The sequence below is a fragment of the Burkholderia sp. Tr-20355 genome (assembly GCF_017104685.1).
In the GTDB taxonomy this organism is placed as follows: Bacteria; Pseudomonadota; Gammaproteobacteria; order Burkholderiales; family Burkholderiaceae; genus Burkholderia; species Burkholderia seminalis.
The window spans coordinates 1-22746 of record NZ_JAAGPK010000040.1; the positions used below are offsets into that span (position 1 = coordinate 1).

General features: G+C 69.0%; 23 protein-coding genes. 17 read left to right on the top strand and 6 right to left on the bottom strand.

Annotation, left to right across the window (positions count from 1 at the left end; translation table 11 throughout):
- The first annotated feature begins 54 nt into the window (after positions 1-54).
- Positions 55-1359: a class I SAM-dependent RNA methyltransferase gene (locus G3N62_RS13340; protein ID WP_034187133.1), complete on the top strand. Its 1305-nt coding sequence runs from the start codon at positions 55-57 to the stop codon at positions 1357-1359.
- A gap of 88 nt (positions 1360-1447) precedes the next feature.
- Here the strand turns inward: G3N62_RS13340 and G3N62_RS13345 are convergent, their stop codons facing one another.
- Entirely contained in the window at positions 1448-1609 is a 162-nt protein-coding gene (locus tag G3N62_RS13345; protein ID WP_124669291.1) for a toxin-antitoxin system, toxin component, read from the bottom strand.
- A 362-nt stretch (positions 1610-1971) separates the two neighbouring features.
- Here G3N62_RS13345 and G3N62_RS13350 point away from each other — a divergent pair, with 362 nt between their 5' ends.
- On the top strand, positions 1972-2376 hold the full coding sequence (locus G3N62_RS13350; protein ID WP_034187132.1) for a glyoxalase: 405 nt from the start codon (positions 1972-1974) through the stop codon (positions 2374-2376).
- Positions 2377-2449: 73 nt separating this feature from the next.
- On the top strand, positions 2450-3136 hold the full coding sequence (locus tag G3N62_RS13355) for a YafY family protein (RefSeq protein ID WP_034187131.1): 687 nt from the start codon (positions 2450-2452) through the stop codon (positions 3134-3136).
- Between the two features lie 102 nt (positions 3137-3238).
- Here the strand turns inward: G3N62_RS13355 and G3N62_RS13360 are convergent, their stop codons facing one another.
- The gene (locus G3N62_RS13360) at positions 3239-4162 is read right to left on the bottom strand and encodes a carbon-nitrogen hydrolase family protein (protein WP_059557342.1); all 924 of its coding nucleotides are present in this window, start codon (positions 4160-4162) and stop codon (positions 3239-3241) included.
- Between the two features lie 80 nt (positions 4163-4242).
- Here G3N62_RS13360 and G3N62_RS13365 point away from each other — a divergent pair, with 80 nt between their 5' ends.
- The 4 genes from G3N62_RS13365 (at position 4243) to G3N62_RS13380 (ending at position 8818) form a co-directional block, all read left to right on the top strand.
- Complete coding sequence (locus tag G3N62_RS13365; RefSeq protein WP_034187129.1) at positions 4243-5163, top strand: LysR family transcriptional regulator; 921 nt, start codon at positions 4243-4245, stop codon at positions 5161-5163.
- A gap of 247 nt (positions 5164-5410) precedes the next feature.
- The gene (locus G3N62_RS13370) at positions 5411-5920 is read left to right on the top strand and encodes an NUDIX hydrolase (RefSeq protein WP_049030822.1); all 510 of its coding nucleotides are present in this window, start codon (positions 5411-5413) and stop codon (positions 5918-5920) included.
- Complete coding sequence (gene mnmA / locus G3N62_RS13375; protein WP_034187127.1) at positions 5917-7080, top strand: tRNA 2-thiouridine(34) synthase MnmA; 1164 nt, start codon at positions 5917-5919, stop codon at positions 7078-7080. The genes G3N62_RS13370 and mnmA overlap by 4 nt, the downstream gene beginning before the upstream one ends.
- 118 nt (positions 7081-7198) lie before the next feature.
- The gene (locus G3N62_RS13380) at positions 7199-8818 is read left to right on the top strand and encodes an FMN-binding glutamate synthase family protein (protein WP_034187126.1); all 1620 of its coding nucleotides are present in this window, start codon (positions 7199-7201) and stop codon (positions 8816-8818) included.
- A 107-nt stretch (positions 8819-8925) separates the two neighbouring features.
- On the opposite strand, the gene G3N62_RS13385 is transcribed toward G3N62_RS13380, so the two are convergent.
- Positions 8926-9540 carry a glutathione S-transferase N-terminal domain-containing protein gene (locus G3N62_RS13385; RefSeq protein WP_034187125.1) on the bottom strand — a complete coding sequence of 205 codons (615 nt, stop codon included), beginning with the start codon at positions 9538-9540 and terminating at the stop codon, positions 8926-8928.
- 181 nt (positions 9541-9721) lie between these two features.
- Here G3N62_RS13385 and G3N62_RS13390 point away from each other — a divergent pair, with 181 nt between their 5' ends.
- From G3N62_RS13390 to G3N62_RS13435, 10 genes are all read left to right on the top strand, one after another.
- Positions 9722-11107: an aminopeptidase P N-terminal domain-containing protein gene (locus G3N62_RS13390; protein WP_034187124.1), complete on the top strand. Its 1386-nt coding sequence runs from the start codon at positions 9722-9724 to the stop codon at positions 11105-11107.
- 37 nt (positions 11108-11144) lie between these two features.
- Complete coding sequence (locus tag G3N62_RS13395; RefSeq protein ID WP_124669292.1) at positions 11145-12332, top strand: UbiH/UbiF/VisC/COQ6 family ubiquinone biosynthesis hydroxylase; 1188 nt, start codon at positions 11145-11147, stop codon at positions 12330-12332.
- Between the two features lie 138 nt (positions 12333-12470).
- Positions 12471-13538, top strand: a complete 1068-nt coding sequence (gene dusB / locus G3N62_RS13400; protein ID WP_124669293.1) for a tRNA dihydrouridine synthase DusB — start codon at positions 12471-12473, stop codon at positions 13536-13538.
- Positions 13535-13768, top strand: coding sequence for a Fis family transcriptional regulator (locus G3N62_RS13405; RefSeq protein ID WP_006476892.1), 234 nt, complete (start codon positions 13535-13537; stop codon positions 13766-13768). The genes dusB and G3N62_RS13405 overlap by 4 nt, the downstream gene beginning before the upstream one ends.
- A 44-nt stretch (positions 13769-13812) precedes the next feature.
- A complete protein-coding gene (gene purH, locus G3N62_RS13410; RefSeq protein ID WP_034187122.1) occupies positions 13813-15378 on the top strand; it encodes a bifunctional phosphoribosylaminoimidazolecarboxamide formyltransferase/IMP cyclohydrolase in 1566 nt (521 codons plus the stop codon).
- A gap of 151 nt (positions 15379-15529) precedes the next feature.
- Positions 15530-16072 (top strand): crossover junction endodeoxyribonuclease RuvC, encoded by a 543-nt coding sequence (gene ruvC, locus G3N62_RS13415; protein ID WP_006476894.1) that lies wholly within the window; start codon positions 15530-15532, stop codon positions 16070-16072.
- Positions 16073-16236: 164 nt separating this feature from the next.
- Complete coding sequence (gene ruvA, locus G3N62_RS13420; protein WP_031402135.1) at positions 16237-16818, top strand: Holliday junction branch migration protein RuvA; 582 nt, start codon at positions 16237-16239, stop codon at positions 16816-16818.
- 108 nt (positions 16819-16926) lie between these two features.
- A complete protein-coding gene (gene ruvB / locus G3N62_RS13425; RefSeq protein ID WP_006483430.1) occupies positions 16927-17997 on the top strand; it encodes a Holliday junction branch migration DNA helicase RuvB in 1071 nt (356 codons plus the stop codon).
- 23 nt (positions 17998-18020) lie between these two features.
- Positions 18021-18974, top strand: coding sequence for an oxygenase MpaB family protein (locus G3N62_RS13430; RefSeq protein ID WP_124669294.1), 954 nt, complete (start codon positions 18021-18023; stop codon positions 18972-18974).
- 152 nt (positions 18975-19126) lie between these two features.
- Positions 19127-20254, top strand: a complete 1128-nt coding sequence (locus tag G3N62_RS13435; protein ID WP_124669303.1) for a ParB/Srx family N-terminal domain-containing protein — start codon at positions 19127-19129, stop codon at positions 20252-20254.
- 54 nt (positions 20255-20308) lie between these two features.
- Here the strand turns inward: G3N62_RS13435 and G3N62_RS13440 are convergent, their stop codons facing one another.
- From G3N62_RS13440 to tyrS, 3 genes are read right to left on the bottom strand one after another with little or no spacing between them, the layout of a single operon-like run.
- A complete protein-coding gene (locus G3N62_RS13440; protein ID WP_124607873.1) occupies positions 20309-20971 on the bottom strand; it encodes a histidine phosphatase family protein in 663 nt (220 codons plus the stop codon).
- Positions 20972-20994: 23 nt separating this feature from the next.
- Positions 20995-21453 carry a D-aminoacyl-tRNA deacylase gene (dtd, locus tag G3N62_RS13445; RefSeq protein ID WP_034182741.1) on the bottom strand — a complete coding sequence of 153 codons (459 nt, stop codon included), beginning with the start codon at positions 21451-21453 and terminating at the stop codon, positions 20995-20997.
- Positions 21450-22691 carry a tyrosine--tRNA ligase gene (gene tyrS / locus G3N62_RS13450; RefSeq protein ID WP_034187119.1) on the bottom strand — a complete coding sequence of 414 codons (1242 nt, stop codon included), beginning with the start codon at positions 22689-22691 and terminating at the stop codon, positions 21450-21452. The genes dtd and tyrS overlap by 4 nt, the downstream gene beginning before the upstream one ends.
- Between the last annotated feature and the right edge of the window lie 55 nt (positions 22692-22746).

Sequence of the window (22746 nt, forward strand, 5' to 3'; positions counted from 1 at the left end):
TCCGGCCGCCCGCGCCGCGTACAATAGTGGACTTTTGCACGTCCTCACCGCCTTATGTCCTCGCCCACCCTGTTTGAATTCTTCGCCCCCTGCCCGCGCGGCCTCGAAGCGGCGCTTGCCGCCGAGCTGGCCGAAATCGCCGGCCGCCACCTGAACGGCGCGCCGTTCACCGCGGGCGCGCAGGTGCCGGGCGGCGTCCATTTCAGCGGCGGCTGGGCCGCCGGCATGGCCGCGAACCTCCATTCGCGGATCGCGAGCCGGATCCTGCTGAAGATCGCGCACCGCGCGTACCGCAACGAGCAGGACGTCTATGCGCTCGCGCTCGAGCAGCCGTGGGAGCGCTGGTTCGCCGCCACGCAGACGCTGCGCGTCGACATCACCGCGATCAAGTCGCCGCTGAAGAGCCTCGAGTTCGCGACGCTGCGCGTGAAGGACGCGATCTGCGACCGGATGCGCGACAAGACCGGCGCGCGCCCGAGCATCGACACCGGTGCGCCGGACGTGCGCGTGTTCGCGTTCCTGACGGCCAACGAATGCACACTGTACCTCGACACGTCGGGCGAGCCGCTGTTCAAGCGCGGCTGGCGCCTCGACAAGGGCGCGGCACCGCTGCGCGAGAACCTCGCGGCCGGCATCCTGCGCCTGACGGGCTGGACGCCCGGCACCGCGCTGTACGACCCGATGTGCGGCAGCGGCACGTTCCTCGCGGAAGCCGCGCAGATCGCGCTCGGCGTCGCGCCCGGCGTCGAACGCCGGTTCGGCTTCGAAAAGCTCAAGCAGTACGACATCACCGCGTGGCAGGGCCTGAAGGTCCCGGCGCTGGACGCGAAGCGCGCGGCGCGCGGCAAGCGCAATGAAGCGCTCGGCGTGTATGGCAGCGACATCTCCGGCGACATGCTCGAGAAGGCGCGCGCGAACCTCGAGCGCGCGGGCGTGCCGTCGGTGTGGCTCAAGCAGGTCGACGCGCGCGGGATGACGCCGCCGTGCGACGCGCCGGGCATCATCCTCGCGAACCCGCCGTACGGCGAGCGGATCGAAGTGCGCGGCCGCAGCGCGCGCGGCGAGGTGCGCGAAACCGGCCGCAACCGCGGCAACGACGATGCGTTCCGCCGCACGCACACCGACGCACCGGACAGCGAGTTCTTCAACGTGCTGGGCGATGCGCTGAAGCAGCGCTTCACGGGCTGGCAGGCGTTCCTGCTGACATCCGACCGTTCGCTGCCGGGCCAGCTGCGGCTGCGCGAATCGGCAAAGACCCCGCTGTTCAACGGCGCGCTCGAGTGCCGGCTGTTCCGCTTCGACCTGATCGCCGGCAGCGTGAAGGCGCGTCCGGCCGCGCCGGAAGGCGGCGACGCGTAATCCGCGTCCATCGGGGCCGCCCGTGCGGCCGCCGCGGCACAGACAAGCGCCGCCGTTACCGCACCCGCGGCAACGGCGGCGTTTCGTTTCAGTGCTTCGACTCCGACCCGCGCGCCATCCTGAATGGCAGTGCACGCCCGGTCTCGAGCAGCGTCTTCAGGCTCGACAGCACGACCGGCCAGCCGCCGCGAATCCCGCGATCCCTCTCCGAACCGGGCGCGAGCCCGTCGTGCGTGACGGTCCGCTTCACGACGCCGGCCGGCGGCTCGACGAGGTAGATCCCGCGCGATTCTTCACCCTCCCCCCGACGGCGTGCGCCACGTGACGACCAGCCGGCGCGGCGGACCGTTCTCGATTACCTCGCCGACGATGTCGACCCGCGACGGATCGTCGTCGTCCTGACGTTCCCAGCACGAGCCCGGCCGCCAACAAAACGAGGTCCATGCCGCTCCCGGGTCAATGGCGTCATTGCGCAACCCCATGGTTGCATGTCAAGGGTGACAACTCTACTGACAATACGGTGTCAGCAGCCCGCGCTCACACTTCAATCCCGGCGCAATGCAGGCTGGTTTCCACACCGAACCCGAATAACAACGCAACAAGGAGCTCGTCATGACGTCCGCAACGGCCACCGCCACCCTGGAACGCGCAATCGCGTGGTTCGACATCCCGTCCCTCGATTTCGAACGGGCGATCCGCTTTTACGAAACCGTGCTGCAAACCACGTTGCAGCGCGCGATCATCGGCGGCGTGCCGATGGCCACGTTCGATCACGAAGCGTCGAGCACCGGCGGCAGCATCGTGTTCGATCCGCAGCAGATCAAGCCGAGCGCGAACGGCGTGCTCGTCTACCTGAACGCCGGCGAATCGGTCGTCGCGGCGCTCGAACGCGCGAAGCGCGCGGGCGGCGTCGTGCAAGGCTCGGTCGTCGAGCTGCCGAACAACTACGGCTACGTCGGCTACCTGATCGACACCGAAGGCAACCGCGTCGGCCTGCACGCGCCGAAATGCCACTGAGCGCACCGGCCGGCGGCCCGGCGCGGCGCTATCATCGCGAAATCCCCGTAGCCAGAGGAATCGAGGTGCTGTCATGACCCGCCGTGCCGACCGCCTGTTCCAGATCGCCGAGCTGTTGCGCGGGCGTCGTCTCACGACCGCGCAACAGCTGGCCGACTGGCTGTCGGTGTCGCCGCGCACGGTCTATCGCGACGTGCGCGACCTGCAACTGTCGGGGGTGCCGATCGAAGGCGAGGCCGGCATCGGCTACCGGCTGAACCGCAACGCGAGCCTGCCGCCGCTCACGTTCACGGCCGAGGAGCTGGCGGCGCTCGCCACCGGCGCGCGGATGCTCGAAACCTGGGGCGGCGCGCGTTTCGCGAGCGGCGCGCGCTCGGCGCTCGCGAAGATCGCGTCGGCGATGCCGGCCGACAAGCGCACGGCGCTCGACCGCCTGCCGGTGTTCGCGCCGTCGTTCCACATCGACGAGACGTTCTGCGCCAAGGTCGACGCGATCCACCAGGCCATCGACACGCGCCACGTCGTCGGTTTCGACTATCGCGACCGGCTCGGCGCGCATTCGCAACGCCGCGTCTGGCCGCTCGGGCTCGTGTACTGGGGCGGGCGCTGGACGATCGGCGCGTGGTGCGAGCTGCGCGGCGATTTCCGCACCTTCGACATCGCGCGCATGGGCGACATCACCGTGCACGAGCAGTTTCCGGACATGGAAGGGCGGCGGATCGCCGACTACATGCGGATCGCGGAAGCGCCGATGCGCTGACGCGGCACGGCAGCGGGCGTCCACCGCGCAAGGGGCGCACGCCGCCGCCCGCGTTTCCCGGGGCGCCATCCGGCGCCCGGTCCGGCCTTCATTACTCGCCGATTAGCCGCCGAACACCACCGGCCGCTTCGGCCGCTCGTCCACGTGCAGCGAAAACACGTCCGCCCGCGCGTAGTGGCCGACGACGTCGAAGTCGTAACGCGCCCGCACGAGTTCGTCGGTATCGATACGCGCGGTCACGAGCCCGGCCTCGCCGATCAGCGGCTCGGTCAGCAGGTCGCCGAGCGGCCCGACGATCACGCTGCCGCCGCGGATCAGCGGCCGCTCGGGATCCCAGCCCGGCACGTCGATACCGAGCGCGCGCGGCGACGGCTGCACCTGGCACGCGCTCACGACGAAGCAGCGCCCTTCGTGCGCGATGTGCCGCATCGAGTTCTGCCACAGATCGCGCTCGTCGACGGTCGGCGCACACCAGATCTGCACGCCTTTCGCGTACATCGCGCAGCGCAGCAGCGGCATGTGGTTCTCCCAGCAGATCGCCGCGCCCGCGCGGCCGGCTGCCGTCTCGACGACGGGCAGCGTCGAGCCGTCGCCCTGCCCCCAGATCAGCCGTTCGGTGCCGGTCGGCATCAACTTGCGGTGTTTCGCGACGAGCCCGTCGCGCGGATCGAAGAACAGCGCCGTGCAGTACAGCGTGCTGCCGCCGCGCTCGATCACGCCGACCACGAGGCTCGCGCCCGTGCGCTGCGACAGCGCGGCCAGCTCGTCGGTTTCCGGACCCGGCACGTCGATCGCCTGCGCGGCGTAGCGCGCATACGCGTCGCGGCCCTCGGGCAGCCGATAGCCGAGGCGCGTGCCGAAGATCTCGCCTTTCGGATAACCGCCGAGCACGGCCTCGGGCAGCACGACGAGCGACGCGCCGCTGTCGCGGATCGCGGTTTCGTAGCCGAGGATCGTGTCGAGCGTGGCGCGCGTGCCGGCGGGCGATGCGCCGATCTGCAGCGCGGCGATGACTGACGTGGACATGAAGGCGTCTCCGGTGAATGAGGTGACGCCATCTTTATCGATATCATTTCATCGATCAAATCGATACAACGATAACTGACATGAATGCAGATGATATCGCCGGCCTCGACCTGAACCTGCTGAAGGTGTTCGAGGCGCTGTACGAGGAAGGCGGCGCGAGCCGCGCGGCGCTGCGGCTCGACCTCACGCAGTCGGCCGTCAGCGCGGCGCTTGCGCGGCTGCGCGTGATCTACGCCGATCCGCTGTTCGTGCGCACCGGCCGCGGGCTCGCGCCGACGCCGCGCGCGGACGAACTGAAGCCGATCCTGTCCGACGCGCTCGACCGCTGCCGCGAAAGCCTCGCGATCGCGGCCGACAGCGGCGACCGCGTCGGCCGCACGATCTCGGTCGGGCTGTCGGACGACTTCGAGATCGCGCTCGGCCGCGCGTTGATCGATGCGGTCGCGCGGGAAGCCGCGGGCATCCGGCTGATCTTCCGGCAGACCCACAGCGGCATCGCCGGCGACGCGCTGCTGCGGCACGGCGTCGATCTCGCGATCGCGTCGGGCGGGTTCTCGGCGAACGGGCTGAGCCGGCGTGCGGTCGCGACGGGCGGGTACGCCTGCCTGATCGATCCGGCCGCCCGCGCGCAGCCGCCGCGCGCGCTGACGCTCGCCGATTTCCTGCGGCGCGACCACCTGCTCGTGTCGTCGGGCGGCGTGATCGGGATCGTCGACGAGGCGCTGGCCGCGCTCGGCCACAAGCGGCGCGTCGCGGCGTCGACCACGCATTTCGCCGCGTTGCCGTACCTGCTCGCCGGCTCCGACGCGGTCGCGACGATTCCCGCGCACGCGGCGCGCGCGATCGCCCATTCCACGCCGCTGCGCGCGCTTGCCTGCCCGGTCGACCTGCCGCGCTATCCGGTCGAAATCGGCTGGCGCACGAGCACGCAGCGCGACCCGGCGATCGTGCGCGTCCGCGACACGATCGCCGCGTGCGTCACGCGCCTCGTCGCGCCGTGAATGCACGTGCGTCGGGATTGCCGGCCGCGCCGCCGGCGCGGCCGCACACCACCCGCAACCGCGCTGGCGCCGTTTTCCACCCGAGACGACGGCCGTGCCCGCATCTTCCGCACGATCGATCGCGCACGGCCGCGGCGCCCGCCGGCACCGCATCGCCCCTCGACGGCAAGACGCGCGGCTTACGGGGTCGGATTCGCCAGACCAGACGGCCGGCAGCGTTCGGGCGCAACCGGTAAAATGCCGATCCATGAAACCCGAAATCTGGACCCCGCATGTGACGGTCGCCGCGCTCGTCGAGCACGCCGGCCGCTTTCTCGTGATCGAGGAAGAAACCTCGACGGGCCTGCGCATCAACCAGCCGGCAGGCCATCTCGAGGCCGGCGAAACGCTGGCCGACGCCGTGATCCGCGAAACGCTCGAGGAAACCGCGCACCCGTTCACGCCCGACGCGCTCGTCGGCGTCTATCTCGCGCACTACGACCGCCCCGGCACCGCCGGCGCGACCTACCTGCGCTTCACGTTCTGCGGCACGGCCGGCGAACCGGTCGCGGGCCACGTGCTCGACGACGGCATCGTCCGCACGCTGTGGATGACGGCCGACGAACTGCGCGCGTGCAGCGAGCGTCACCGCTCGCCCGCCGTGATGCGCTGCGTCGACGACTATCTCGCCGGGCGGCGCATTCCGCTCGATTTCGTGCACACGCATTCGGTCGCGCCGCGCCCCGAAGCATTCGAACGTCAGGCGGTCAACAAATGAGCAAGCGCCGTGTAGTAGTGGGCATGTCGGGCGGCGTCGATTCGTCGGTGACCGCGTGGCTGTTGAAGGAACAGGGCTACGACGTGGTCGGCCTGTTCATGAAGAACTGGGAAGACGACGACGACGGCGAATACTGCTCGACGCGCCAGGACTGGATCGACGTCGTGTCGGTGGCCGACCTGATCGGCATCGACGTGGAGGCCGTCAACTTCGCCGCCGAATACAAGGACCGCGTGTTCGCCGAGTTCCTGCGCGAATACTCGGCCGGCCGCACGCCGAACCCCGACGTGCTGTGCAACGCCGAGATCAAGTTCAAGGCGTTCCTCGACCACGCGATGTCGCTCGACGCGGAAATGATCGCGACCGGCCACTATGCGCGCGTGCGCGAGCGCGACGGACGCTTCGAACTGCTGAAGGCCTTCGATCATACGAAGGACCAGTCGTACTTCCTGCACCGGCTGAACCAGGCGCAACTGTCGAAGACGATGTTCCCGCTCGGCGAGATCCCGAAGACGAAGGTGCGCGAGATCGCCGCGCAGATCGGGCTGCCGAACGCGAAGAAGAAGGATTCGACCGGCATCTGCTTCATCGGCGAACGGCCGTTCCGCGATTTCCTGAACCGCTACCTGCCGACGAAGCCCGGCCCGATGAAGACGCCCGACGGCAAGGTGGTCGGCGAGCACATCGGCCTCGCGTTCTACACGTTCGGCCAGCGCAAGGGCATCGGCCTGGGCGGCAGCAAGAGCGGCAGCGGCGAACCGTGGTTCGTCGCCGCGAAGGACATCGCGTCGAACACGCTGTACGTCGTGCAGGGCCACGATCATCCGTGGCTGCTGTCGCGCCAGCTCGTCGCCGGCAACGTGAGCTGGGTCGCCGGCGAGCCGCCGGCCGACGGCTTCGCGTGCGGCGCGAAAACGCGCTACCGGCAGGCCGACGCCGCCTGCGCGTTCGGCGCGGCCGCGCCCGGCCCGGCAGGCGAAGCGCGCTTCTCGCTCGCGTTCGACGACGCGCAGTGGGCCGTCACGCCCGGCCAGTCGGCCGTGCTGTACGACGGCGAGATCTGCCTCGGCGGCGGCATCATCGAGCTCGCGGCAACCGACGCGCCCGGTCGGGCCGCACCGGCGGAAGGCCACGCACCGGCGCTCGCCGACGCACGCTGACACGTATTCGGTTTAGACTTGCGGCACGCCGCGCCCGGCGGAACACGATTCCGCCGCGGCCGGCGCGCCGCCGCGCAGCGCACGCATGGCGGCATTTCAAGATTCTTATGGAGTCCCCATGCTTTCACGACGCTATCTGGCGATGTGGTGTGCCGTCCTGTTGCTCGTCGCGGCGGCCGCGCTCGCGTCGGCCCACGTGCTGTCCTGGTTGTGGATCATCATCCCCGTCGCCCTCGTCGCGCTCGGCCTGTACGACCTGAAGCAGGACCGTCACGCGATCCTGCGCAACTACCCGCTCTGGGGCCACTTCCGCTTCCTGTTCGAATTCATCCGACCTGAAATCCGCCAGTACTTCGTCGAGGACGACACCGACGAGAAACCGTTCTCGCGGGCGCAGCGCAGCCTCGTGTACCAGCGCGCGAAGAACGTCGCCGACAACCGCCCGTACGGCACCGAGCTGAACGTGAAGGCCGTCGCGCACGAATGGATCAGCCACTCGCTCGCGCCGACGAAACTGCCGAACCACGATTTCCGCATCCGCGTCGGCGCGAATCGCGCGCAACCGTACGACATTTCGATCTTCAACATCTCGGCGATGAGCTTCGGCTCGCTGTCCGCGAACGCGATCCGCTCGCTGAACCTCGGCGCGAAGAAAGGCGGGTTCGCGCACGATACCGGCGAAGGTTCGCTGTCCAAGTACCACCGCGAGAACGGCGGCGACATCATCTGGGAAATCGCGTCCGGCTATTTCGGCTGCCGCAACGAAGACGGCACGTTCAACCCCGACAAGTTCGCGAAGCAGGCCGCCGATCCGCAGGTCAAGATGATCGAGGTGAAGCTGTCGCAGGGCGCGAAGCCCGGCCACGGCGGCGTGCTGCCGGCCGCGAAGATCACGCCGGAAATCGCCGAGACGCGCGGCGTGCCGATGGGCAAGGACTGCATCTCGCCCGCGACGCACTCGGAGTTCTCCACGCCGCGCGGGCTGCTCGAATTCGTCGAACGGCTGCGCACGCTGTCGGGCGGCAAGCCGACCGGCTTCAAGCTGTGCATCGGCCATCCGTGGGAATTCTTCGGCATCGCGAAGGCGATGATCGAGACCGGCATCGTGCCCGACTTCATCGTCGTAGACGGCGCGGAAGGCGGCACCGGCGCGGCGCCGCTCGAATTCACCGACCACGTCGGCGTGCCGCTGCAGGAAGGGCTGCTGCTCGTGCACAACACGCTCGTCGGGATCGGCGTGCGCGACCGCGTGAAGATCGGCGCGAGCGGCAAGATCATCACCGCGTTCGACATCGCCCGCACGCTCGCGATCGGCGCGGACTGGGTGAACTCGGCGCGCGGCTTCATGTTCGCGGTCGGCTGTATCCAGGCGCAGCACTGCCACACCGACCGCTGCCCGACCGGCGTCGCGACGCAGGACCCGGTGCGCCAGCGCGCGCTCGTCGTGCCCGACAAGGCCGAGCGCGTGTACAACTTCCACCGCAATACGCTGCATGCGCTGCAGGAACTCGTGCAGGCGGCCGGCCTCGGCCATCCGTCCGAGCTGCGCGCGCATCACATCGTGCAGCGGGTCGCGCCGCACGAGGTGCGGCTGATGTCGCAGTTGCTGAAGTACCTGAAGCCCGGCGCGCTGCTCGACGGCCGGACCTGCGGCTTCACGCTGTACGACAAGTGGTGGCCGATCGCGCGCAGCGATTCGTTCACGCTCGGCGAGGCCGTGTACGCGTCGATCGAGTGACGCGCGCGGCCGCCCCGTTCCGCCGGCGGCCCGCGCGGCAAAAAGAAAAGCGCCCCGCGGGGCGCTTTTCTTTTGTCTGCCGAATGCGTGAATGCGTGGCCGGCCGCTCAGCTCTGCGGCAGCGTATCGGCGAACGATTGCCGCTGCTGCAGCTTCACGAAATGCTTGTCGAGGTTCGGGTGGCGATCGCGCCAGTTGAGCTCGGGCATCCGGAAATCGAGGTAGCCGAGCGCGCAGCCGAGTGCGATGTCGGCCAGCGTGTAATGATTGCCGACGCACCAGGTCTTGCCGCCGAGGCCCTGCGACATCGCGACGAGACCGTCGTCGATCTTGCGCTGCTGGCGGGCGATCCAGCTCGCGCTGCGCTGCGCCTCGTCGCGCATCGTGTGTTCGACGCGAATCGCGACCGCCGCGTCGAGCACGCCGTCGCCCAGCGCTTCCCAGCAGCGCACCTCGACGCGCTCGCGGCCCGACGGCGGAATCAGCTTGCCGACCGGCGACAGCGTGTCGACGTATTCGCAGATCACGCGGGAATCGAACACCGCGGCACCATCCTCCATCACGAGGCACGGCACCTTGCCGAGCGGGTTCGATGCATGAATATTCGTGTCCGGCGCCCACACGTTCTCGAGCTCCAGCTTGTAGTCGATCTTCTTTTCAGCGAGCACGATCCGCGCCTTGCGGACGTACGGGCTGCCGAGCGAACCGATTAATTTCATCATCTGCCTTTTTTGGGGAACCGCCGAGAGTATACGTTGTCGCCGATCATAACCGGCCGGCGCGGCCGGGTAGAAAATCGCCGGCCCGGCCTGTGGATGGTTTGCAACAACCGCCGCGCGGCCTTCCGGCGCGGCTTCGGGCGCCCCTCTCACGCACCGCGTCGCGCGGCGCTACAATCGCACGATGAATGCGCCCATCGATACCGCCATCGCCGTCGACGTCTACCGCCAGCGCCGTGAACGCGTGCTTGCCGCACTGCGTGCCGCGGGCGGCGGCGTCGCCATCGTTCCCACCGCGCCGGAACTGCTGCGCAACCGCGATACGGCCTACCCGTACCGGTTCGACAGCTACTTCCATTACCTGACGGGCTTCACCGAGCCGGATGCCGTGCTCGTGCTGAACGCGGCCGCGCCGCACGGCGCGCCGGAGTCGATCCTGTTCTGCCGCGGCAAGAACATCGACCGCGAGATCTGGGAAGGCTTTCACTACGGCCCCGAGGCCGCGCGCGACGCGTTCGGCTTCGATGCGGCATTCGCGGTCGACGTGATCGACACCGAGATGCCGCGCCTGCTCGCCGACGCGGGCACCGTGCACTACCGGTTCGGCGCATCGGCCGACTTCGACCGCCAGCTCGCCGGCTGGATCGACGCGGTGCGCGCGCTGGCGCGCACGGGCGTCGCCGCGCCGGACGCGCTGCTCGACCTCACGCCGCTGCTCGACGACATGCGGCTCGTGAAGGACGAACACGAACTCGCGATCATGATGCGCGCCGCGCACATCTCCGCGCTCGCGCACCGCCGCGCGATGCAGGCGTGCCGGCCCGGCATCCGCGAATACGAACTCGAGGCCGAGCTGCTGTACCTGTTCCGCAAGCACGGCGCGCAGTCGCCCGCGTACGGCTCGATCGTCGCGGCCGGCGCGAACGCGTGCGTGCTGCACTACCCGGCCGGCAACGCGGCCGCGCGGGACGGCGACCTGATCCTGATCGACGCCGCGTGCGAACTCGACGGCTATGCGTCGGACATCACGCGCACGTTCCCGGCCAACGGGCGCTTCTCGCCCGCGCAGCGCACGCTGTACGACATCGTGCTCGCCGCGCAGCAGGCCGCGATCGATGCGACGCGCGCGGGCGTGCCGTTCGAGGCGCCGCACGATGCGGCCGTGCGCGTGCTCGCGCAGGGGTTGCTCGACACCGGCATCATCCCGAAGGCCCGCTTCTCGAGCGTCGACGACGTGATCGCCGAGCGCGCGTACACGCGCTTCTACATGCACCGCACGGGCCACTGGCTCGGGATGGACGTGCACGACTGCGGCGACTACCGCGAGCGGCTCGCCGCGCGTGACGCCAACGGCGCGCTGCCGTGGCGCACGCTGAAGCCCGGCATGACGCTGACGGTCGAGCCCGGCCTGTACGTGCGCGCGGCCGACGACGTGCCGCCCGAGTACTGGAACATCGGCATCCGCATCGAGGACGACGCGATCGTGCGCGAGCACGGCTGCGAACTGATCACGCGCGGCGTGCCGGTCGACGCCGACGAGATCGAAGCGCTGATGCGCGCGGGCGCATGACCGGCCGCCGACCGATACCACCGTTTCACGAATCAAGATGACGACCGCTTCCCCCCCGGCCACGCCGGACTACGACCTCGCCATCGTCGGCGCGGGCCCCGTCGGGCTCGCGCTCGCCGGCTGGCTCGCGCGCCGCAGCGCGACGCAGCGCGCATCGATCGCGCTGATCGATGCGCGCGAACCGGCCGCGACCGCGAACGACCCGCGCGCGATCGCCGTGTCGCACGGCAGCCGCGTGCTGCTCGACACGCTCGCGTGGCCCGCCGATGCGACACCGATCGAACATATCCACGTGTCGCAGCGCGGCCATTTCGGCCGCACGCTGATCGACCGCGACGAACACGATGTCGCCGCGCTCGGCTATGTCGTGCGCTACGGCTCGATCGTGCAGGCGCTCGCCGGCGCCGTGCACGGCACGCGGGTCGACTGGCTCACGTCGACCACCGCACGCGCGCCGCGGCAGGACGCCGACGGCGTCACGCTGACGCTCGACGGCCCGCAGGGCGAGCGCACGCTGCGCGCGCGCATCGTGATCAATGCCGAAGGCGGGCTGTTCCACGAACAGCAGGCCGATACGGCCAAGCACCGCCGCGACTACGGACAGACGGCGCTCGTCGGCACGGTCACGGTATCGGCACCGCGCCCGAACGTCGCGTGGGAACGCTTCACGCACGAAGGTCCGCTCGCGCTGCTGCCGCTCGGCGGCCCACGCCAGGCCGACTACTCGCTCGTCTGGTGCTGCACGCCCGACGAAGCGGCACGACGTGCCGCGCTGCCCGACGACGCGTTCCTGCGCGAGCTCGGCAGCGCGTTCGGCGAACGCATGGGCGACTTCGTCGCGATCGCCGGACGCGCGTCGTTCCCACTCGGGCTGAACGCCGCGCAGACCCTGGTCAGCGGCCGCGTCGCGTTCGTCGGCAACGCCGCGCAAACCCTGCACCCCGTCGCGGGCCAGGGGCTCAACCTCGGGCTGCGCGATGCGCATACGCTCGTCGACGTGCTGTCCGCGCAAGGCTTCGAAGCAACCGCGCTCGCGGCCTTCAACGCGCGCCGCGCGCTCGACCGGCGCTTCACGATCGGCGCGACCGACACGCTGGCGCGGCTGTTTACGATCGATTCGGGCCCGCTTCCGCTGCTGCGCGGCGCGGCCCTCACCGCGCTCGAATTCGTGCCGCCGCTCAAGAAGGCGATCGCGCGCCAGATGATGTTCGGCCAGCGCAACTGACGCGCCGCGCACCGCGCGGTTGCGCGCGGCCACGCCAGGCAAACCGGGTCAAATCGGCGGGGCATGGGAATACGGTAAAATGCCCGTTTTCCGTCTTCCCTTCCCCTGCCCGCGCCGGTCGCGGGCGGTGCCATTGCGATGCCCGTTATCGGCCCTCACGTATTGCGTAACAACCTGTTCGTCGCCCCGATGGCCGGCGTGACGGATCGTCCGTTCCGCCAGCTGTGCAAGCGGCTGGGGGCCGGTTACGCCGTGTCCGAGATGGTCGCGTCCAACGCGCAGCTGTGGAAAAGCGCGAAGACGATGCGGCGCGCGAACCACGAAGGCGAGGTCGAACCGATCGCGGTGCAGATCGCCGGCGCCGATCCGGCGATGATGGCCGAAGCGGCCCGCTACAACGTCGACAACGGCGCGCAGATCATCGACATCAACATGGGCTGCCCGGCGAAAAAGGTCTGCAACGTCGCGGCCGGCTCCGCGCTGCTGCAGAACGAGCCGCTCGTGCAGCGGATCGTCGAGGCCGTCGTCGCGGCGGTCGGCAAGGGGCCCGATGCGGTGCCCGTCACGCTGAAGATCCGCACCGGCTGGGACCGCGAGCACAAGAACGCGATCACGGTCGCGCGCCTCGCCGAAGCGGCCGGCATCTCGATGCTCACCGTGCACGGCCGCACGCGCGCCGACCTGTACCGCGGCGACGCCGAATACGACACCATCGCGGCCGTGAAGGCGGCCGTTCGGATTCCGGTCGTCGCAAACGGCGACATCACGTCGCCCGCGAAGGCGAAGGCCGTGCTCGATGCAACGGGCGCCGACGCGCTGATGATCGGTCGTGCCGCGCAAGGCCGGCCGTGGCTGTTCCGCGAAATCGATCATTTCCTGCAAACCGGCGAGCTGCTGCCCCCGCCGCGGATCGACGAGATCCAGCACGTGATGAACGAACACCTGGAAGACCACTACGCTTTCTATGGTGAATTCACGGGCGTCCGTACTGCGCGCAAGCACATCGGCTGGTACACTCGCGGCCTTTCCGGCGCCAACGGGTTCCGGCACAGGATGAACACGCTCGATTCCACCCGCGAGCAGCTCGCCGCCGTCAATGCCTTCTTCGAGGCGCAAAAGGCGCTGTCGGACCACCTCGTCTACGTCGATGACGAAGAGGAAAACGGCCAGGGCGAGTCGGACGACCATAACCAGTTAGCAGCATGAGCAAGCACAACATCGAACAATGTGTCCGCGAGAGCCTGGACGTGTATTTCCGGGATCTAGACGGCTCCAATCCGCACGACGTCTATGAAATGGTGATGTCCTGCGTCGAAAAGCCGATGCTCGAGGTCGTGCTCGTACAGGCGGGCGGCAACCAGTCGCTCGCCGCGGAGTACCTCGGCATCAACCGCAACACGCTGCGCAAGAAGCTGCAGCAGCACGGCCTGCTGTAGCCGGCCGTCCCGTCCCCGTTTCCCTGGCTATTGGTGGTTCCATCATGATCAAGCAAGCGCTCATTTCCGTTTCCGACAAGACCGGCATCGTCGACTTCGCGAAGTCGCTGTCCGACCTCGGCGTCAAGCTGCTGTCGACGGGCGGTACCGCGAAACTCCTCGCCGACGCCGGCCTGCCCGTTACCGAAGTGGCCGACTACACGGGCTTCCCGGAAATGCTCGATGGGCGCGTGAAGACGCTTCACCCGAAGGTGCACGGCGGCATCCTCGCGCGCCGCGACCTGCCCGAGCACATGCAGGCGCTGGAGCAGCACGGCATCCCGACGATCGACCTGCTCGTCGTGAACCTGTACCCGTTCGTCGCGACGATCGCGAAGGACGACTGCACGCTCGCCGACGCGATCGAGAACATCGACATCGGCGGCCCGACGATGCTGCGCTCGGCCGCGAAGAACCACCGCGACGTGACGGTCGTCGTCGATCCGGCCGACTACGCGGTCGTGCTCGATGAAATGAAGGCGAACGGCAATACGGTCGGCTACCCGACCAACTTCCGCCTCGCGACGAAGGTGTTCGCGCACACCGCGCAATACGACGGCGCGATCACGAACTACCTGACAAGCCTGACCGACGAGCTGCAGCACGCGTCGCGCAGCACGTACCCGGCCACGCTGAACATGGCGTTCGACAAGGTGCAGGACCTGCGCTACGGCGAGAACCCGCACCAGAGCGCGGCGTTCTACCGCGACCTCGCGACGCCGGCCGGCGCACTGGCGAACTACCGCCAGTTGCAGGGCAAGGAACTGTCGTACAACAACATCGCGGATTCGGACGCGGCGTGGGAATGCGTGAAGACGTTCGACGCGCCGGCCTGCGTGATCATCAAGCATGCGAACCCGTGCGGCGTCGCGGTCGGCAACGACTCGGCCGACGCATACGCGAAGGCGTTCCAGACGGATCCGACTTCCGCATTCGGCGGCATCATCGCGTTCAACCGCGAAGTCGACGAGGCAGCCGCGCAGGCAGTCGCGAAGCAGTTCGTCGAAGTGCTGATCGCCCCGTCGTTCTCCGACGCCGCGAAGCAGGTGTTCGCCGCGAAGCAGAACGTGCGCCTGCTCGAGATCGCGCTCGGCGACGGCCATAACGCCTTCGACCTGAAGCGCGTGGGCGGCGGCCTGCTCGTGCAGTCGCTCGATTCGCGGAACGTGCAGCCGAGCGAGCTGCGCGTCGTCACGAAGCGCCAGCCGACCGCGAAGGAAATGGACGACCTGCTGTTCGCGTGGCGCGTCGCGAAGTACGTGAAGTCGAACGCGATCGTGTTCTGCGGCAACGGCATGACGCTCGGCGTCGGCGCCGGCCAGATGAGCCGCGTCGATTCGGCACGCATCGCAAGCATCAAGGCGCAGAACGCGGGCCTCACGCTGGCCGGTTCGGCGGTCGCGTCGGATGCGTTCTTCCCGTTCCGCGACGGCCTCGACGTCGTGGTGGCCGCAGGCGCGACCTGCGTGATCCAGCCGGGCGGCTCGATGCGCGACGACGAAGTGATCGCGGCGGCCGACGAGCACGGCATCGCGATGGTCCTGACGGGCGTGCGCCACTTCCGTCACTGATCGCATGCGGCCCGCGCGGGCCGAACACGAAAACCCGGCGGCGTCGCACCCGCCGGGTTTTTTATTGCGCGGCGCCTTCGCCCGCAACCGGGCGGCCGGCGCGTCGCACCATTCGTTGTAGTATCGCTGCATCGGGCAACTCTCCTCACTCATGCGAATTCTCGGCATCGACCCCGGCCTGCGCGTCACCGGCTTCGGCGTCATCGACGTCAGCGGCCACCGGCTCGCCTATGTCACGAGCGGCGTGATCCGCACGCCGACGGCCGACCTGGCCACCCGGCTCGGCACGATCTTCCAGGGCGTCTCGACGATCGTGCGCGAACATGCGCCCGACCAGGCCGCGATCGAAAAGGTGTTCGTCAACGTGAACCCGCAGTCGACGCTGCTGCTCGGCCAGGCGCGCGGCGCCGCGATCTGCGGCCTCGTCGCGGGCGGCCTGCCGGTCGCCGAATACACGGCGCTGCAGCTGAAGCAGGCGGTGGTCGGCTACGGCCGCGCGACCAAGACGCAGATGCAGGAGATGGTCACGCGCCTGCTCAATCTCTCCGGCCAGCCGGGCTCGGACGCGGCCGACGCGCTCGGCATGGCGATCTGCCATGCGCACGGCGGCAACACGCTCAGCACGCTTGGCGGCCTCGCGCCGGCGCTCGCACAGAAAGGGCTGCGCGTGCGGCGCGGGCGACTGGTCGGCTGACGCCGGCGCGCGCGGTCACCCGGCATGCCGGTTCGGTGCCGCGACCGTCCCGAACGCGCGCGGCGCACCCACGACACGTATCGCCTCGGCCTGACGGCCGGGCCCATCGGCATTGCGCCGCGCGTGCGCTACACTCGCGCTTTATTCCTCTCGTCCCGCCCTCCATGATCGGTCGCATCGCCGGCATCCTGCTCGAAAAGAACCCGCCTCATCTGCTCGTCGACTGCAACGGCGTCGGCTACGAAATCGACGTGCCGATGAGCACCTTCTACAACCTGCCGCAGACGGGCGAGCGCATCGTGCTGCTCACGCAGCAGATCGTCCGCGAGGACGCGCATCTGTTGTACGGCTTCCTGACGCCGCAGGAGCGCACGACCTTCCGCGAGCTGCTGAAGATCACCGGCATCGGCGCACGCATGGCGCTCGCCGTGCTGTCCGGCATGAGCGTGCAGGAGCTCGCGCAGGCCGTGACGATGCAGGACGCCGCGCGCCTCACCCGCCTGCCCGGCATCGGCAAGAAGACGGCCGAACGCCTGCTGCTCGAGCTGAAGGGCAAGCTCGGCGCCGACCTCGGTGCGCTTGCCGGCGCCGCGTCGCCGTCCGATCACGCGACCGACATCCTCAACGCGCTGCTCGCGCTCGGTTACTCCGAGAAGGAAGGCCTGGCCGCGATCAAGAACGTGCCGGCCGGCACCGGTGTGTCGGAAGGCATCAAGCTCGCGCTGAAGGCGCTGTCGAAGGCGTAACGCGCGGTCGATCCGGCCGTCGAAACCAGTGTCGCGCGGCGCCGCGCCGCGCGCCAGTCGGCCGTTCGGCCAGGTGGGCCGGACCGCGTCGCGCGGTACAATGGCCGCATGATCGAAACCGACAAACTCGCCACCGAGCAGCGGATCATCGCCGCCACGCCCGCCTCGTCGCACGAGGAGGTGTTCGAACGTGCGCTGCGGCCGCGCCAGCTCGACGACTACGTCGGCCAGGAAAAGGTGCGCGGCCAGCTCGAGATCTTCATCGAAGCCGCCAAGCGCCGCTCCGAGCCGCTCGACCACGTGCTGCTGTTCGGGCCGCCGGGCCTCGGCAAGACGACGCTCGCGCACATCATCGCGCGCGAAATGGGCGTGAACCTGCGCCAGACGTCCGGCCCCGTGCTCGAGCGCGCGGGCGATCTCGCCGCACTGCTGACCAACCTCGAAGCCAACGACGTGCTGTTCATCGACGAGATCCACCGGCTGTCGCCGGTCGTCGAGGAAATCCTGTATCCGGCGCTCGAGGATTACCAGATCGACATCATGATCGGCGAAGGCCCGGCCGCGCGCAGCGTGAAGCTCGACCTGCAGCCGTTCACGCTGGTCGGCGCGACCACCCGCGCGGGGATGCTGACCAACCCGCTGCGCGACCGTTTCGGGATCGTCGCCCGGCTCGAGTTCTACGATGCCGATCAACTGTCGCGCATCGTGCGGCGCTCGGCGTCGCTGCTGAATGCGCAGATCGATCCGAACGGCGCGCTGGAAATCGCGAAGCGCTCGCGCGGCACGCCGCGGATCGCGAACCGGCTGCTGCGCCGCGTGCGCGACTTCGCCGAAGTGAAGGCCGACGGCCAGATCACCGCGGCCGTGGCCGATGCCGCGCTCGCGATGCTCGACGTCGATCCGGTCGGCTTCGACCTGATGGACCGCAAGCTGCTCGAAGCGATCCTGTACAAGTTCGACGGCGGCCCGGTCGGCATCGACAACCTCGCAGCCGCGATCGGCGAGGAGCGCGACACGATCGAGGACGTGCTCGAACCGTACCTGATCCAGCAGGGCTTCCTGCAGCGCACGCCGCGCGGGCGCGTCGCCACGCTGCTCACCTATCGCCACTTCGGACTGTCGGTGCCCGACGCCCGCCGCCCCGAACGCGACGAGTGGGATACCCCCGACGGAAAGTAATCCGTCACCCGAGCCCCCCCGCCATGACGACGCCGCCCAGCCGCCACCCCGCCGCACCCGCACCGGGCCCGCGCTGGGCCGAGCCGATCCGCAGGCGGCTGGTGGCCGGCATCACGCACCTGACGGCGGGCGGCGGCGGGCCGTCGCTCGATCTCTCTTCGCCGCCCGGAGACCCGGGGCTGTTCGGCCCCGATGCCGTCTGCTGGCGCGTGCATGCGGATTTCACGTCGATGATGACGGGCGGCATCGCCGCGCTGCTGCTGCAGGCGCTCCATCCGCTCGCGCTCGCGGGCGTCTGGGATCACTCGTCGTTTCGCACCGACATCCTCGGCCGCTTGCGGCGCACCGCCACGTTCATCACGGGCACGACGTTCGGCAGCCGCGCCGACGCCATCGCGCTGATCGAGCGCGTGAAATCGATCCACGCGCGCATCTCGGGCACCGCGCCCGACGGGCGGCCGTACCGCGCCGACGATCCGGCCTTGCTCGCCTGGGTACACGTCGCGGAAGTGTCGAGCTTCCTGGCCGCGCATCTGCGCTACGTGAATCCGTCGTTGTCGGGCGAGCTGCAGGACCGCTACTACGCCGAAACGGCGTTGGTCGCCGAACTGCTCGGCGCCCAAGGGGTACCGCGTTCGCGCGCCGAGGTCGCTGCCTATCTCGCGCGCATGCAGCCGGAACTCGAGGCCGGGCCGCACACCTTCGACGTGATGGAGATCCTGCTGAATGCGCCGGTCGCGACGCCCGCGCTGCGACCGGCCGCGTCGCTGATGATGCATGCCGGAATCGACCTGTTGCCGCCGTGGGCGCAGCGCATGCTCGGCGTGTCGACGTTCGCGCCGCTGCGGCGCGCGGTAGTCCGGCCCGGCGTACGGGCCGTCGCCCCCGTGCTGCGCTGGGCGCTCGTCAACGGCGCGTCGAAACGCGCACGCCGTCGCGCGACCGCGCCCCCGCCCGACGGCACCCCGTCCGCCTGACGATCCGGCTCTTCCGATCATTTCAATTGGCTGTCAAATTCCCGTGACAAGCTGACGGGCTTGCACACGCCCACGGTCGTACGCCCCGCCCGTCCCGCCTGCCCGTGATCCGCGCGAGGTCCCGTTCACCCAACCGATACCCGATGCCCGCGATGCTCCGCCTGCCGATCCGTTTCGCCCTCGCCGCCAGCCTGTCCGCCGTCTTCGCCCTCACCGCATGCGGAGGCGACGATATCGCCGCCGTGGCGCGTACCGATGCGCAAACGCCGTCCGGCGGCACCACGACCCCGCCGGCCCCCCCGCCGCCGGCCACCGTCACGCCGCAACCGGGCAAGTGGAAAGCCGCGCGCGCGGGCGACCTGATCGACGTGACGCTCGGCGACCTCCATCCGACACAGGGTGCGATCGGCTACGACCAGATCTATTACAAGCTCGGCCGCTACGAGCTGCAGCCCGACAAGAAGTTCGACGACTTCTGCGCGGACGAAGGGCTCGGCGGTCTCGCATCGGGCGGCTACACGGCCAGGTCGTCGCTACGCGAACCGGCGAGCTATACATGCACGACGACCGACGCGAACGCCCGCGACCGCTCGGTGCTGAACCCCGTCGTGATCGGCCCGAACGGCGATGCGCTGTACCTGACCGACGGCCATCACGGCCTGTCGACCTACTACGAGACGCCCGACGGCGGCCCGGCGCTGCACGTGCACGTCGTCGTCAAGGACAACCTCGGCGACTACTCGGGCGACGCGTTCTGGCAGCAGATGCAAAGCCGCGGTTATCTGCGCCTGAAGAATGGCGAAGGCAAGGCGATCACGGCCGCGCAACTGCCGACCGGACTCGGCCTGTCGCTGGGGATGACGAACGATCGCTACCGGTCGCTCGTCTATTTCACGCGCGACATCGGCTACGGCAAGCCCGCGCAAGCGACCGACTACCTCGAGTTCTACTGGGCCGACTGGCTGCGCGCGCAGCCCGGCACGTTCGCGCTGGCGAGCTACGACCTCGCGCGCGGCGGCACGACCGATCCCGATCCGGCGAAGGCCGACACGGGCTACCTGAATGCGGTCTGGAATGCGTCGACGCGGATGGTCGCGGCAACGGACCCGGTGATCGACGGCAAGACGGGCGCCGATCTCGGGCGCGCCGATGCGATCAACGGCGGGAAGAAATACAGCAAGGGAGAGTTCGACAAGCTGCGCCAGCCGATCACGGCCGACAAGCCCGGCAAGATCGCGTACGCGCTCGACTACAAGACCCGCCACGCGTTGCCGCGGTAAGCGGCACGCGGCGACGAAAGCCCCGACCGGCAACGCCGCACGGGGCCCGTGGACTCAGCGCACCTTGCGGTACCCGTCGTCGTCGCTCGCCGCTTCCAGATGCGACACGTCGGCCCACTGCACGACCTGCGCGCGGCCATCCACGTAATCGACGACGTTGACGCTCGTATTGAGCAACTGGTAAGTGCGCGGCGCCGACAGCTCGATCGCGTTCGCGAAGCGGTACACGCAGTCGAGCACGCCGCCGTGCGCGACGCACGCGATCCGGCCGCCCGGATGCGCGGCGACGATCGGTTCGAGCGCATGCAGCACGCGGTGATAGAACGCGCGCTGCGACTCGCCGCCTTCCGGCGCGAAGCCCGGATCGCGCGTCTGCCAGGCCGCGTAAGCGTCCGGGAACAGCGCCTCGATCTCGGTGCTGTCGTGCCCCTGGAACGCGCCGTACGAGCGTTCGCGCAGCCCTTCGCGCAACTGCAGCGGCAGACCGAGCGCCTCGGCAAAAGGTTGCGCGGTCTGTTGCGCGCGCATCAAGTCGCTCGAATAGATCGCGTCGATCCGCGCGCCGTCGCGCGCCTCTCGTTCGAGCCGGGCCGCCAGCCGCTTCGCCTGTGCGAGGCCGGTGTCGGCCAGCGGGATGTCGATATGACCCTGGATGCGCTTGATGCGGTTCCAGGCCGTCTCGCCATGGCGGATGAAAAGAATCTGCGTGCTGGCCATCGCCGCGCGTCTCCGGGAAAGAATCAGGGCCGCACTTGCAGCCAGAACGTCACGGGGCCGTCGTTGACGAGCGACACCTGCATGTCGGCGCCGAACTCGCCCGTTTCGACGACCGGATGGCGCGCCCGCGCGGCCGCGACGAAATAGTCGAACAGCCGCGCGCCTTCGTCGGGCGGCGCGGCCGGCGTGAAGCTCGGACGCAGCCCGCTGTTGGTGTCGGCCGCCAGCGTGAACTGCGACACGAGCAGCAGCCCGCCCGCGCGGCCCGCGCCGTCGATGTTCGACACCGGCAGGTTCATCTTGCCGGCTGCGTCGCTGAACACGCGGTAGCCGAGCATCTTCGCGAGCAGCTTGTCGGCTGCCGCGTCGGTGTCGCCGCGTTCCGCGCAGACCAGCGCGAGCAGGCCCGCGCCGATCTCGCCGGTCGTCCGGTCGCCGACGCGGACGTCGGCGCGCTTCACGCGCTGGATCAGCGCGATCATGCGGTCAGCGTGACGCGCGCGAAGCGGCGCTTGCCGACCTGCACGACGAACTCGCCGGCTTCGACCTTCAGGCCCTTGTCCGACACCGTCGCGCCGTCGATCTTCACGCCGCCCTGCTCGATGTTGCGCAGCGCTTCGCTCGTCGACGGCACGAGGCCGGCCTGCTTCAGCAGCTGGCCGATCGCCAGCGGCGCGCCGGCGAGCGTGACCGCCGGAATGTCGTCCGGCACACCGCCCTTCGCGCGATGGTTGAAGTCCTCCAGCGCGCGCTCGGCATCGGACTGCGAGTGGAATCGCGCGACGATTTCCTGCGCGAGCAGCACCTTGAAGTCACGCGGGTTGCGGCCGCCTTCGGCCTCGCGCTTGAAGCCGGCGATCTCGTCGAGGCTGCGGAACGACAGCAGCTCGAAGTAACGCCACATCAGCGTGTCCGAGATGCTCATCAGCTTGCCGAACATGTCGGTCGGCTTCTCGCTGATGCCGACGTAGTTGCCCTTCGACTTCGACATCTTCTCGACGCCGTCGAGACCCTCGAGCAGCGGCATCGTCAGGATGCACTGCTGTTCCTGGCCGTACTGCTTCTGCAGCTCGCGGCCGACCAGCAGGTTGAACTTCTGGTCGGTGCCGCCGAGCTCGAGGTCGGCGTTCAGCGCGACCGAGTCGTAGCCCTGCATCAGCGGGTACAGGAATTCGTGGATCGAGATCGGCACGCCGCCCTGGAAGCGCTTCGTGAAGTCTTCGCGCTCGAGAATCCGCGCGACCGTATAGCGCGACGCGAGCTTGATCATCCCGTCCGCGCCGAGCGGCATCGACCATTCGCTGTTGTAGCGGATTTCGGTCTTTTCACGATCGAGCACGAGGGCGGCCTGCTCGAAGTAGGTCTTCGCGTTCGATTCGATCTGCTCGCGCGTGAGCGGCGGGCGCGTCGCATTGCGGCCCGACGGATCGCCGATCAGCGACGTGAAGTCGCCGATCAGGAAGATCACCGTGTGGCCGAGGTCCTGCAGCTGACGCATCTTGTTCAGCACGACCGTGTGGCCGATGTGGATGTCGGGCGCGGTCGGGTCGAGGCCGAGCTTGATGCGAAGCGGCGTGTTCGTGGCCGCGCTGCGCGCGAGCTTCTGCGCGAACTCTTCCTCGATCAGCAGTTCGTCGACGCCGCGCTTCGTGACGGCGAGCGCATGCCGGACTTCGTCGGTGATCGGGAAAACAGGCTTGGAACTGGGTTCGGTGCTCATCGGTGCCGGGAAGAATGTCGCAAAAACAGGGATTTTCCCATAACTTGCGCGCGCA